This window comes from Xanthomonas sp. LF07-6 (assembly GCF_034105445.1).
GTDB classification, from domain to species: Bacteria; Pseudomonadota; Gammaproteobacteria; order Xanthomonadales; family Xanthomonadaceae; genus Xanthomonas_A; species Xanthomonas_A sontii.
Genome location: NZ_JAXGGI010000003.1, coordinates 165,808 through 178,629, shown reverse-complemented (window position 1 = coordinate 178,629; position 12,822 = coordinate 165,808). Strand labels below are relative to the sequence as shown.

At 67.8% G+C, this 12,822-nt stretch carries 13 protein-coding genes; 5 read left to right on the top strand and 8 right to left on the bottom strand.

The window, feature by feature from the left end; translation table 11 throughout:
- Positions 1-59: 59 nt before the first annotated feature.
- From galU to cmk, 8 genes are all read right to left on the bottom strand, one after another.
- Positions 60-941: a UTP--glucose-1-phosphate uridylyltransferase GalU gene (gene galU, locus SLW56_RS08170; protein WP_043092104.1), complete on the bottom strand. Its 882-nt coding sequence runs from the start codon at positions 939-941 to the stop codon at positions 60-62.
- Positions 941-2,851, bottom strand: coding sequence for a nucleoside-diphosphate sugar epimerase/dehydratase (locus SLW56_RS08165; protein WP_267085220.1), 1,911 nt, complete (start codon positions 2,849-2,851; stop codon positions 941-943). Before SLW56_RS08165 ends, galU begins: the two co-directional genes overlap by 1 nt.
- Positions 2,851-3,840 (bottom strand): glycosyltransferase family 4 protein, encoded by a 990-nt coding sequence (locus SLW56_RS08160; protein ID WP_267085219.1) that lies wholly within the window; start codon positions 3,838-3,840, stop codon positions 2,851-2,853. The genes SLW56_RS08165 and SLW56_RS08160 overlap by 1 nt, the downstream gene beginning before the upstream one ends.
- Positions 3,840-5,018 (bottom strand): lipopolysaccharide assembly protein LapB, encoded by a 1,179-nt coding sequence (lapB, locus tag SLW56_RS08155; RefSeq protein WP_017910701.1) that lies wholly within the window; start codon positions 5,016-5,018, stop codon positions 3,840-3,842. Before lapB ends, SLW56_RS08160 begins: the two co-directional genes overlap by 1 nt.
- A 6-nt stretch (positions 5,019-5,024) precedes the next feature.
- A complete protein-coding gene (locus SLW56_RS08150; protein ID WP_043092107.1) occupies positions 5,025-5,324 on the bottom strand; it encodes a LapA family protein in 300 nt (99 codons plus the stop codon).
- A 73-nt stretch (positions 5,325-5,397) separates the two neighbouring features.
- Positions 5,398-5,703, bottom strand: a complete 306-nt coding sequence (locus SLW56_RS08145; protein ID WP_010342890.1) for an integration host factor subunit beta — start codon at positions 5,701-5,703, stop codon at positions 5,398-5,400.
- Between the two features lie 80 nt (positions 5,704-5,783).
- The gene (gene rpsA, locus SLW56_RS08140; protein WP_010342889.1) at positions 5,784-7,463 is read right to left on the bottom strand and encodes a 30S ribosomal protein S1; all 1,680 of its coding nucleotides are present in this window, start codon (positions 7,461-7,463) and stop codon (positions 5,784-5,786) included.
- A 230-nt stretch (positions 7,464-7,693) separates the two neighbouring features.
- Complete coding sequence (gene cmk, locus SLW56_RS08135; RefSeq protein ID WP_320694721.1) at positions 7,694-8,365, bottom strand: (d)CMP kinase; 672 nt, start codon at positions 8,363-8,365, stop codon at positions 7,694-7,696.
- Positions 8,366-8,538: 173 nt separating this feature from the next.
- Between cmk and ykgO the strand changes: the two genes are divergently transcribed.
- The 5 genes from ykgO to SLW56_RS08110 all read left to right on the top strand — a co-directional run bounded on the left by ykgO (position 8,539) and on the right by SLW56_RS08110 (position 12,792).
- The gene (gene ykgO / locus SLW56_RS08130; RefSeq protein WP_010342887.1) at positions 8,539-8,664 is read left to right on the top strand and encodes a type B 50S ribosomal protein L36; all 126 of its coding nucleotides are present in this window, start codon (positions 8,539-8,541) and stop codon (positions 8,662-8,664) included.
- Between the two features lie 127 nt (positions 8,665-8,791).
- Positions 8,792-9,121, top strand: coding sequence for a hypothetical protein (locus SLW56_RS08125; protein ID WP_152236249.1), 330 nt, complete (start codon positions 8,792-8,794; stop codon positions 9,119-9,121).
- A gap of 168 nt (positions 9,122-9,289) precedes the next feature.
- Entirely contained in the window at positions 9,290-10,327 is a 1,038-nt protein-coding gene (locus SLW56_RS08120; protein ID WP_152236250.1) for an agmatine deiminase family protein, read from the top strand.
- Positions 10,328-10,468: 141 nt separating this feature from the next.
- Positions 10,469-11,353, top strand: coding sequence for a carbon-nitrogen hydrolase (locus SLW56_RS08115; RefSeq protein ID WP_152236251.1), 885 nt, complete (start codon positions 10,469-10,471; stop codon positions 11,351-11,353).
- Positions 11,354-11,511: 158 nt separating this feature from the next.
- Positions 11,512-12,792, top strand: coding sequence for a TraB/GumN family protein (locus SLW56_RS08110; RefSeq protein WP_320694630.1), 1,281 nt, complete (start codon positions 11,512-11,514; stop codon positions 12,790-12,792).
- Positions 12,793-12,822: the final 30 nt, after the last annotated feature.

Genomic DNA, 12,822 nt, shown 5'->3' with positions numbered 1-12,822 from the left:
AGGCTCCTGGATCGGCACTCAGCCAGCGCACCGCTCTGCAGCGGCGCGCAGCACCAGGCTCATTCCTCCGCGAGCATCTGCGTGAGCTTCTCGCGCGCCGGCTTGGCCAGCTTCTTGTTCTCCAGCGCAAACCGGATGGTCGCCTCGACCAGGCCCAGGTGGGTCCCGCAGTCGAAACGGGTGCCCTCGAAACGGTAGGCGTCCACTTCCTCGCTCTTCAGTAGCGCGGCGATGGCGTCGGTCAGCTGGATCTCGCCGCCCGCACCGGTGCCGGTGCTTTCCAGCAGTTCGAAGATCTTCGAGCTGAGCACGTAGCGCCCGACCACCGCAAGATCGCTCGGCGCGTCTTCCGGCTTGGGCTTCTCGACGATCTGCGCGATGCGGCCCTTACGGCCGTCGAAGGCCTCGGTGGCGACGATGCCGTAGCTGGCGGTGTTCTCGTGCGGCACGTCTTCCACCGCGATCACGCTGGCGCCGCTGCGCTCGTTGAGATCGGCCATCTGCTTCAGCGCGCCGTCGCCACGGTTCCAGATCAGGTCGTCCGGCAGCAGCACCGCGAACGGCTCGTCGCCGATGACCGACTTGGCGCACAGCACGGCGTGGCCCAGGCCCAGCGCTTCGGCCTGGGTCACGAAGACCGCGCGCACGCCGTCCGGCAGCACGTGACGGATCATTTCCAGCTGCTCGTGCTTGCCGGCACGCTCCAGCTTCTGCTCCAGTTCGTAGGCCTTGTCGAAATAATCCGCGACCGCGTGCTTGTAGCGGTTGGTGACGAAGATCAGGGTGTCGCACCCTGCTTCGATCGCCTCGTCCACGGCGTACTGGATCAGCGGCCGATCGATGATCGGCAGCATTTCCTTGGGAACGGTCTTGGTGGCGGGAAGGAAGCGGGTACCCAAACCTGCCACCGGGAATACTGCCTTGCGGATTCTCTTGCTCATCAGAGCCTTCTGGCCTCGCGTGCGGGGAATGGAACGATGGTAGCGGAGCCGTCGTGACCGTCTTGCTGACGCAAGGGCGCGAACTCCGGCATGGTCATGCGCAACACCTTCTCGATGGTGTCGCTGTCGTAATCGGCCACGGCGGCGCGCAACTGCTGCACGCCGCGCAGCACGTCCTCGCGCGAGAAGCTGCGCACGCCGGCCTCGAGGATCTTCGGGTGCGAGGTGGGCCGGTAGTTCTCGTCGGCGTAGAACAGCGTCTCGTGCAGCTTCTCGCCCGGACGCAGGCCGGTATAGACGATGGCGATGTCGCGCCCGGGCTGCTTGCCCGCCAGGCGGATCATCTGCTCGGCCAGCAGGCGGATCGGCACCGGCTCGCCCATGTCCAGCGTATAGATGGCGCCATGCGACGCAGAGGCCGCCGCCTGCACGATCAGCTGGCTGGCTTCGGGAATGGTCATGAAGTAGCGCGTCACCTGCGGATCGGTGACCGTCACCGGGCCGCCCTGGCGGATCTGCTCGCGGAACAGCGGCACCACGCTGCCGGCCGAGTCCAGCACGTTGCCGAAGCGCACGGTGACGAAGCGCGTGCTCACCGCCTGGTCGTCCAGCGACTGGCACACCATTTCGGCGTAGCGCTTGGACGCACCGAGCAGATTGACCGGATTGACCGCCTTGTCGGTGGAAATGAACACGAAGGTCGAGACCTTGGCCGCGACACAGGCGCGCGCCACGTTCTCGGTGGCCAGCACGTTGTTGCGTACCGCCTCGCGGCACTGCCGCTCCAGCAGCGGCACCTGCTTGTAGGCGGCGGCATGGAACACCGCGTCCGGCTCGGCCACCTGCATGGCGTGGCGGATCACCGCCGGATCGCCGCAATCGCCGAGCACGCAGTCGATCTCCAGATCGGGGAACGTGCGGTGCAGGTCGGCATGGATGGTGATCAGCGCCAGCTCGTTGATCTCCAGCAGCACGATCTTGCGCGCGCCGTGACGCGCGCACTGACGGCACAGTTCCGAGCCGATCGAGCCGCCGGCGCCGGTGACCAGCACGGTCCGCCCGGACAACCAACCCTTGATCAGCTTCCAGTCCGGGGTCACCGGCTTGCGCCCGAGCAGGTCCTCGATCGCGACCTCCTTGAGCTCGCCCGGCAGATAATGGCCTTCGAGCACGTCGAGCAGGCGCGGCACGGTGCGGAACGGCAGGCCGGTGCTTTCGCAGATCGCCACCACACGCTGCATGCCGGCCGCGTCCAACGACGGGATCGCGATCACCAGCAGCTTGGCGGCGGTTTCCTTGGCGATCGCGCCGGCTTCGTCGATGCGGCCGAGGATCGGCAGGCCCTGCAGCTTGGCGCCGTGCAGGTGACCGGCATCGTCGACGAAGCCGACCGGATGATAGGCGCCGGAACGGCGCAGGTCGCGCACCAGGGCCTCGGCCGCGCGGCCTGCGCCGACGATCAACACCCGCCGCGCGGTATCGTCCGAGTGCGCGATCTGATAATCCTTCCAGGCGCGGTACAGCAGGCGCGGTGCGCCCAGCAGCGCCGACAGCGCGAACGGATACACCATCAGCACCGACAGCGGGATCGCGTCGAAGCGGCTGTAGGCCAGCCCCAGCACGATCGCCACCAGGCCATAGAAGCTGGCCTTAAAGATATTGAGCAGGTCCGGGACGCTGGCAAAGCGCCACAGGCCGCGGTACAGGCCGACCTTCCAGAACACCAGCCCCTGCGCCAGCAGCACGATGGCGGTGTTGAGGTTCCACAGCGGCAGCGGGTGCTCGCCGGGGAGCATTGTGTAGCGAGCGGCGTGCAGCAGCTGCCAGCAGACCCAGACGATGGCCAGATCGTGGACAACCACGGAGGCCTTGGGAAACAGTTCGGTGACTCGGTCGCGCGTGGAAAGCATCAGTGATCCGTGAGAGTTCGGCGCATCCGGTTGCGCAAGGCCAGCCAAAGCACACCTGCCGAACAGAACCAGGCGATCGTCAGACCGGCCTGCGTGCCCGCATCCAGGGGCCTGCCCAGCCGCGCAATTGTAATCGCGACAATGCTGAACAGACCGTAGGCGAGCGTGACGACAGTATGGCTACTGCCGGTGTGTACCCAACGCTGGTAAAAATGTTGCGCGTGCGGTTGCCACCAGCGTTCGCCGGCGAGCATGCGCGAGACGAGCGTGAAGCCTGCGTCGATGGCAAAGGCCGACAGCGGCAATGCTGGCAGCCAGGGCGCCTGGCCGCCGGCGACGAGGCACCAGGCGAACAGCGCGGCGATCAGGTAGCCAAGCGCGCCACTGCCGACATCGCCGAGGAAAATGCGCGCCCGGGGGTAGTTGAACGGCAAAAATCCCGCGCAGGCCACCAGCAGCACCCAGCACGGCCAGCGCAGCGGCGCCGGCAGCAGGCAGGCGAATCCCAGGGCGGCGAGCATCGCCTGGCTGCTGGCCAGGCCATTGATGCCGTCCATGAAATTCCAGATATTGATTAGCGAAACCGTCGCCAACCACACCAGCGCGACCATCCACAGCGGCTGGCTCGCCTTGTAGACAAGTGCAGCCAGCAGGGTCGCGGCGACCGCATGCACCAGCAATCGCAGCGCTGCCGACAGCGAACGGTGGTCGTCCCACCAGCCGACGCCGGCGACCAGCGCCAGGCCGGCGGCGACGGTGGCGATGCCCGCGCCGTGCTGCGGCCATTGCAGGGCCGCCCAGCCGCAGGCCAGCAGCACCGCCGCCACGATCGCCACGCCGCCGCCGCGCGGCGTGGCCACGGTGTGGCTGCGCCGCTCGCCGGGCGCGTCCATCAACTTGCGTTTGAGTGCGTACTGGCGCGACAGCCAGGTGCCGGCCGCGCTGAACACCCCGAGCGCCAAGAGCAGCGCGGCTCCTGCAATGGGCACTACACCACCGCGTAGTTGAGCAACGGCTTGACCGTGCCCCACTCCTTGCAGCTGGGGCATTGCCAGTGGTGGGTGCGCGCGCCGAAGCCGCAGCGGGTGCAGCGATAGCTGGGATTGCGCACCAGCAGCTGGTCGGTGATGTGCTTGAGATCCTGCAGGGTCGCGGTGGAATCGGCGCCCTCGGCCAGGGTCAGGTCGATCAGCGCGGACTCGCCGCGCACCGACGGCCGGTCCTTGAGCTGCCGGCCCAGGTAGGAACGCGCGGCGGAAATGCCTTCCTGCGACTCCATCAGGCGGGTCAGCGCCAGCACCGGAGCGATGCCGCGGTAGTGCTCGGTCATCTCCGACAGGAACGCGCGCGCGCCGCTGAGATCGTTGCCGCGGCGATAGCACTCCATCAGCGCCGGCATGATCTCCGGCAGGTAGTCCGGGTCGTGGCGCGCGGCGCGCTCGAAGGCGCGGATGGCGGCCTCGTCGTTGCCGTCGTCGACGTCGATGCGCCCTTCCAGGATGCCGGCACGCACCGACTTGGCATCGGCCTGGTAGGCGCGCGCGATCGCCTCCCGCGCCAGGTCGTTCTTGCCCGAGGCGCGGTAGCGGTCGGCCAGTTCGCATTCGAACTGGGCGATCAGCTTGCCCATCGGCTCGCCGGTCACCTCTTCGTAACGTGTGGCGTTGTCGATGGCCTTTTCCCAGTCGCGCTCGGCCTGGTAGATGCCGATCAGGTGCTTGAGCGCCTGCGGCGCACGCTGGTCGATCTGCGCCAGCTCGGTGAACACGGTTTCGGCGCGGTCCAGCAGCCCCGACTTCATGTAGTCCTCGCCCAGCGCCAGCAAGGCCTGCACGCGTTGCGCGTCGCTCAGGTCGCCGCGCTGGACCAGGCCCTGGTGCAGGCGGATGGCGCGGTCGACCTCACCGCGGCGGCGGAACAGGTGACCCAGCGCGACCTGAGTCTCGAAGGTTTCCTTGTCCAGTTCGGCGATGTGCAGGAACAGCTCGATCGCCTTGTCCGGCTGCTCGTTGAGCAGGTAGTTAAGGCCGCGGAAATAGGTGCTGGACAGCCGGCTGACCTGGGTATCGCCATGGCGCTGGCCGCCACGGCGGCCGATCACCCAGCCGCTCAATGCCGCCAGCGGCAGGAACAGGAAGAACCAGAACCACTCGGTCAGAAAGTCCATCGAAGATCAGCGTCCGTCCAAGGGCTGGTGGGCATGGGTGGAAACCGGCGCGACGGCCGGGGTCGCGGCGTTCGCGGCCTTGTTGGCGCGACGCAGCTTGGCATACAGGGGGATCACCAGGGCCGCCAGGACCAGCGAGGCGCCGATCAGCACGCCGGCGAACAGCGAGACGATGATGGCGATGCCGGAGGTGGTGGCGATGCTGGAGAACACGAAGTTGATCTGGATCGGCTGCGAATTGAGCGACCCGATGACCAGGCCGGCCAACAGCAACACCAGCAGGATCAGCAGTCGTGCGATCTTCATGAGCAACTCCAGCGTCGGGAGACACTAGATTAGCCGAACAGGCATGGATTCCGGCAAGCGCCGGACGCCGGGCTCAGGGCGTGTCGGATTCGACCGGGACGACGCCGCTCACGCGCTCGCGCAGCTCCTTGCCGGGCTTGAAATGCGGCACGTGCTTGCCGGGAAGCGCGACGGACTCGCCGGTCTTGGGATTGCGTCCCAGGCGCGGCGGCCGGTAATGCAGGGAAAAGCTGCCGAAGCCGCGGATCTCGATGCGATCGCCGCCGGACAGGGCGCCGCCCATCATTTCCAACAACGACTTCACCGCCAGATCGACGTCGTCCGACTTCAGATGCGCCTGCTTGCGCGCCAGGATTTCGATCAGCTCGGATTTGGTCATTTACGGATGCGTGCAGTGGGGTCGCAACCTGGCACGGCCCGGGAACACCGGGCCGTGCCAGTAACGCTGCGTGTGGCGGATTACTCGGACTTGTTGCCGTTCAGCTGCGCACGCAGCAGCGCGCCCAGCTGGGTGGTGCCGCCCGACGCGGACTGGTATTCCTCCAGCACTTCGCGCATTTCGGCATCGTCCTTGGCCTTGATCGACAGCTGCAGGGTGCGGCCCTTGCGGTCCATGCCCACGAACTTGGCTTCGATCTTGTCGCCGACCTTCAGGTGCTGGCTGGCGTCGTCGACGCGCTCGTTGGCGATGTCGCGCGCGGCGACGTAGCCTTCGATGCCGTCGGCCAGGTCGATGGTGGCGCCCTTGGCGTCCACTTCACGCACCACGCCCTCGACCTTCGAGCCCTTCGGGTTGGCGGCCATGTACTGGCCGAACGGATCCTGCTCCAGCTGCTTGACGCCCAGGCTGATGCGCTCGCGCTCCGGGTCCACCGCCAGCACCACGGCTTCCAGCGTGTCGCCCTTCTTGAAGTTGCGCACGATGTCTTCGCCGGTGGTGTTCCAGCTGATGTCGGACAGGTGCACCAGGCCGTCGATGCCGCCGTCCAGGCCGATGAAGATGCCGAAGTCGGTGATCGACTTGATCTGGCCGGACACCTTGTCGTTCTTCTTGTGGGTGGCGGCGAAGGTCTCCCACGGATTGGCGGCGACCTGCTTCATGCCCAGCGAGATGCGGCGACGCTCTTCGTCCACGTCCAGCACCATCACTTCGACTTCGTCGCCGACCTGCACGACCTTGGACGGGTTGACGTTCTTGTTGGTCCAGTCCATCTCGGACACGTGCACCAGGCCTTCCACGCCCGGCTCGATCTCGACGAACGCGCCGTAATCGGTGACGTTGGAGACCTTGCCGAACACGCGGCTGTTGGCCGGGTAACGGCGCGCGATGTTGTCCCACGGATCCTCGCCCAGCTGCTTCAGGCCGAGGCTGACGCGGTTACGCTCGCGATCGAACTTCAGCACGCGCACGTCCAGCTCGTCGCCGACGTTGACCACTTCGGACGGATGGCGCACGCGCTTCCAGGCCATGTCGGTGATGTGCAGCAGGCCGTCGATGCCGCCCAGGTCCACGAACGCGCCGTAGTCGGTCAGGTTCTTGACCACGCCCTTCAGGATCGCGCCTTCCTGCAGCTTGTCCATCAGCTGCTCGCGCTCTTCCGAGTGCTCGCTCTCGACCACCGCACGGCGCGAGACCACCACGTTGTTGCGCTTGCGGTCCAGCTTGATCAGCTTGAACTCCAGTTCCTTGCCTTCCAGGTAGGCCGGGTCGCGCACCGGGCGCACATCCACCAGCGAACCGGGCAGGAACGCGCGGACATCCTTGATGTCCACGGTGAAACCACCCTTGACCTTGCCGCTGATGCGGCCGGTGATGGTCTCGTTCTTCTCCAACGCTTCTTCCAGCTCGTCCCACACCATGGCGCGCTTGGCCTTCTCGCGCGACAGCACGGTCTCGCCGAAGCCGTTCTCGAGCGAGTCGAGCGCGACCTTGACCAGGTCGCCTTCGGCGACGTCGATTTCGCCAGCGTCGTTACGGAACTGCTCGATCGGCACGATGCCTTCGGACTTCAGGCCGGCGTTGATCACCACCACGTCGCCGCGGACTTCCACGACGGTACCGGTGACGATGGCGCCGGGCTTCAGCTTGGCCAGGTTGGCTTGGCTAGCTTCGAACAGTTCGGCAAAAGATTCGGTCATTTGAAATTACTCTAGTGGACACACGGACAGGGCGTTTTCTTCTGGAAAACAGCGACTGTCCACCTGTTAGTCGGCCCGAACAGCGGCCGGGTGTGGAATGGAAAAACCGCAGCGCGGAATTGCGCAGCGGAGCCTTTAACGCTATCGGTGGAACATGGATGTTGCGGGTGTAACGAGGAACCGGTGGCGTGCATGACGCCACCAAACTGCTGCCCTGCCCTGCGTGCCGCTCAGATCGGCAGCAACTGCAGGACGCGGCCCACCACCTGGTCGATGTCCATGCCGGTGGTATCGAGGAGGACGGCATCGTCTGCCGGCCTCAGCGGGGCCACCGCGCGTTGCGCATCGCGTGCGTCGCGGGCCATGATCTCGCGCAGCAGGTCGTCGAATATAACCGAAACCCCTTTTTCCTTCAACTGCTTATGCCGGCGCTGGGCGCGCTCCTCGGCGCTGGCGGTCAGGAACACCTTGTACGGGGCGTCCGGAAAAATCACCGTCCCCATGTCGCGACCGTCGGCGACCAGCCCCGGCGGGGTGCGGAAGGCGCGCTGGCGCTGTTTCAGCGCCGCGCGCACCTCGGGGATGGCGGCGATCGCCGAGGCCACCGCACCCGCGGTCTCCAGGCGCAGCTCGTCGGTGGCATCGGCGCCGTTGATCCGCACCCGCAGGCCGCCATCGGCGACCTCGTCGAAATCCACCCGGGTGTCGAACGTGCAGCGCACCAAGGCGGCGGCGTCGGAAATGTCCAGATTGGCCCAGCTGGCCGCCACCCCGACCGCCCGGTACAGCGCCCCCGAATCCAGGTAATGCCAGCCCAGGCGGGCGGCGACGATGCGGCTGACGGTGCCTTTGCCGGCCCCGGAAGGGCCATCGATGGTCAGGACGGGAGCGGGCTCGTTCATGCGGTTCCTCGGACGGGGGGGCGGCGCATTGTAGCGCCGACGCCGGCCGGGCTGGCGCAAGCAGTTGAAACCATGAAGAAAACCAGGCTACAATCGCCGGCTTACTGATCCCGCGCCATGGTTTCGGCCGTGCCGCCCTCCTTCGAATCCACAAGTTTACGCCGAGGTGTGCCATGAAAGTCCTGTCCTCCCTGAAGTCGGCGAAGGCCCGTCACCGCGACTGCAAGGTGGTCCGCCGCCGCGGCAAGGTCTTCGTGATCTGCAAGTCCAACCCCCGTTTCAAGGCGCGTCAGCGCTGATCCGATCCGGCCTGCCCTGCCGCGCCGCGCGCAGCGGTGGCCGGTCGTCGACGAAAGCCGCCTTCGGGCGGTTTTTTGTTATCGAAGTTTGCTGTAATCGGCGCTCGTCCTCTGGGGAGTACACGTGATGAAGCATCGTCTGTCCGTCCTGCCGCTGCTGGCCGTGCTGGGTCTGGCCGGCGGCGCCCACGCCGAGACCCTGCTGGTCGACCGGGTCAGGGAAGAGCCCGCCGCGGCGCTGCCGACCCGCGGCCTGAGCATGGCCCAGGTGCAGGCGCGCTACGGCGCACCGCAGCAGAAGCTGGAGCCGCGTGGCGGCCAGAAGCGGCAATGGCCGACCATCAACCGCTGGGTCTATCCGGCCTTCACCGTGTACTTCGAGAAACAGAAGGTGGTGGACGTGGTCGCCAACAAGGCCGACGCCAACGAGATCGGCCCGAAACCCGCGATCCGCTGACGCCGCCCCTGCGCCCGGTCGCGCGTGCGCCTGGCCGAGCACCCCAGCACTGCCGCGTCGCGGTCGCCTAGCCGCGGCGCGGCGCAAAGCTCCCGCGCCCCGCCGGTGCGGGATACGAACGACACACACCCTGGCGCGATGCCGGGCACAACCTGAGTAGTGGTCGCAATGTCTGATCGTCTTCGCCTTCCCGCCGAATGGGAGCCCCAGTCCGCCATCCTGATCGCCTGGCCGCATGCCGGCACCGACTGGGCCGAGCGCCTGGCCGAGGTCGAGGAAACCTACATCGCCCTGGTCGCGGCGATCGTGCGCTTCCAGCGGGTGCTGATCTGCGTGGCCGACGCCGACCTGCAGATCTACGCCGAGGCGCGGCTGCGCTCGGCGCGGGTGGACATGCAGCGGGTGCGCTTTGTCGAGGCCGAGTACGACGACACCTGGCTGCGCGATTCCGGCCCGATCACCCTGGCGCGCGCCGGCGGCGGCTTCCAGTTGCTGGACTTCCGCTTCACCGGCTGGGGCGGCAAGTTCCAGGCCAGCCGCGACGACCAGTTGGTGAGCGTGCTGGCCGAGCAGGGCCTGTTCGCCGACAGCGACGTGCGCCGCATCGACTTCGCCCTGGAAGGCGGCGCCATCGACTGCGACGGCGCCGGCACCCTGCTGACCACCTGGCAGTGCCTGCACGAGCGCCACCCGCAGCGCAGCCGCGAATCGCTCAGCCACGACCTGGCCGACTGGCTGGCGCAGCAGCGCGTGCTGTGGCTGGACCACGGCTACCTGGAAGGCGACGACACCGACGCGCACATCGACACCCTCGCCCGCTTCGCCGGGACCGACGCGATCGTCTACCAGGCCTGCGACGACGCCGGCGATTCGCACTACGCCGAGCTGCAGGCGATGGGCGCCGAACTGGCCGCATTGCGTACCGCCGAGGGCGCGCCCTATCGCCTGTTCCCGCTGCCGTGGGCGCAGCCGGTGATCGATCAGGGCCGGCGCCTGGCCGCGTCCTACGCCAACTTCCTGATCGTCAACGGCGCGGTGCTGATGCCGGCCTACGGCGACGCGGCCGATGCGCAGGCGCAGGCGGTGATGGCGCAGGCCTTCCCGCAGCACGAGATCGTGCCGATCCCCTGCCGCGCGCTGATCTGGCAGAACGGCAGCCTGCACTGCATCACCATGCAACTGCCGGCCGGACTGCTGGCGGACTGAACCGCCGCGCCTGCGCCGCACGCCGGCGCAGCACCGAGCACCCGCGCCGCCGCCACGCGTGGCGCTGGATTCATCTCCCCGGAACCTGCCGCGCGGCCATCCGCGCTACCATGCCGGTTTACCGCGAACCTTGATTCCGCAATGACCCGAACCACTCTTTCCGTCGCGCTGATCCAGGAGCGCAACCACGGCGACGCCGCGGCGAACCTGGCAGCGATCGAATCGCGTGTGGCCGAGGCCGCCGCGCAGGGCGCGCAGCTGGTGCTGCTGCAGGAACTGCACAACGGCGCGTACTTCTGCCAGCACGAATCGGTGGACGAATTCGACCTGGCCGAGCCGATTCCCGGCCCCAGCACCGAGCGCCTGGGCGCGCTGGCCAAGCGCCATGGCGTGGTCCTGGTCGGCTCGCTGTTCGAGCGCCGCGCCGCCGGGCTGTACCACAACACCGCGGTGGTGTTCGAAAAGGACGGCAGCCTGCTGGGCAAGTACCGCAAGATGCACATCCCCGACGATCCGGGCTTCTACGAGAAGTTCTACTTCACCCCGGGCGATCTGGGCTTCACCCCGATCCAGACCTCGGTCGGCCGCCTCGGCGTACTGGTGTGCTGGGACCAGTGGTATCCGGAAGCGGCGCGGCTGATGGCCCTGGCCGGCGCCGAACTGCTGCTGTACCCGACTGCGATCGGCTGGGACCCCAGCGACGAACAGGCCGAGCAGGAACGCCAGCGCGATGCCTGGATCCTCAGCCATCGCGGCCATGCCGTGGCCAATGGCGTGCCGGTGCTGAGCTGCAACCGGGTCGGCCACGAGCCGTCGCCGCTGGGCGCGTCGGGCATCCAGTTCTGGGGCAACAGCCACGTGCTCGGGCCGCAGGGCGAGTTCATCGCCGAGGCCGGTGGCGAGCCGACCGTGCTGGTCTGCGACGTGGACCTGCAGCGCAGCGAGCACGTGCGGCGGATCTGGCCGTTCCTGCGCGACCGCCGCATCGATGCCTACGGCGACCTGCTGAAGCGCTACATCGACTGACCCGCAGCGCCGTGCCGGGTCTTTGCTAGTGCAGCGCCGTTGAGTGCGGCGCGGCGCGACCCGGCCGCAGGCGCCCATGCCGATCGCGGCCGATGCCCTCACACCCCCATGCCCGCTGAGCCCCGGCGCTGCCGAGGCGCCCTCCGATGAGTGATGGAATGAACGAACTTTCCCAGGCCGACGGCGACGATGCGCTGTTCGACGGCCAGCCTTACCGCATCGTCGAACGCGATGGCATCCGCTACACCCTGCTCGGCACCGCGCACGTGTCCCTGGCCAGCGTCGCCGCGGTGGAACGGGCGATCGGCAGCAGCCGTTTCGACGCGGTGGCGGTGGAACTGGATCCGCAGCGCCTGCAGGCGCTGACCGATCCGGACGCGCTGACCAAGCTGGACCTGGTGCAGGTGATCCGCAAGGGCCGCGTGGCCCTGTTCGCCGCCAATCTGGCGCTGGCCGCCTACCAGCGGCGCCTGGCCGAGCAACTGGGCATCGAGCCCGGCGCCGAACTCAAGCGCGCAGTCCTGCTGGCGCGCGAACGGCAACTGCCGGTGTACCTGATCGATCGCGAAGTCGGCCTGACCTTCAAGCGCGCCTCCAGCCGGCTCGGCTTCTTCGGCAAGCTGAAGCTGGCCAGCGGCCTGCTCGGCGGCTTGTTCGCCTCCGACGAGGTCGGCGAGGCGGAGATCGAGAAGCTCAAGCAGGGCGACATGCTCGAAGCCAGCTTCGGCGATTTCGCCAGCGAGAGCCCGGCGCTGTATGACACCATCATCGCCGAGCGCGACCGCTACATGGCCACGCGCCTGCGCGAGGAACAGGCGCAACAGCGCGCGCTGCCGCTGGCCGGCAATGCCGAACCGCTGGATGGCGCCCCCAGTGCCGGCGTGCGCGACGTGCTGGCTGTGGTCGGCGCGGGCCACCTGGCCGGCCTGGCGCGGCACCTGCAGGGCGACCAGGACGACCCGGCGACGCTGCGCAAGGCGCTGGAAGAGGTGCAAACCAAGAAGAAGGTGCCGTGGATCACCCTGACCCTGACCGCGCTGGTGCTGGGCGGCGTGGCCTGGGGCTACTGGCACGGCGGCTTCGCCCTGGGCACCGACCTGCTGCTGCAGTGGGTGCTGTTCACCGGCGGCCTGGCCGGGCTGGGCTGCATCCTGGCCGGCGGGCATCCGCTGAGCGTCATCGCCGGCGCCATCGCTGCGCCGCTGAAGCCGTTCCGCCCGGGCGTGCCGGCCGGGGCGTTCAGCGCCCTGGTCGAAGTGCACATGCGCAAGCCGGCCTATGGCGATTTCCTGGCGCTGCGCGACGATGCGCAGAACCTGCGCGGCTGGTACCGCAACCGCGTCTCGCGGGTGGTGCTGACCTTCCTGCTGACCAACCTGGGCAGCATGCTCGGCGTGTGGCTGGCCGGCTTCCGCATCTTCGGCAAGCTGGCGGGTTGAACGCCCGCCGCGCGGCGGCGGCAACTGTCA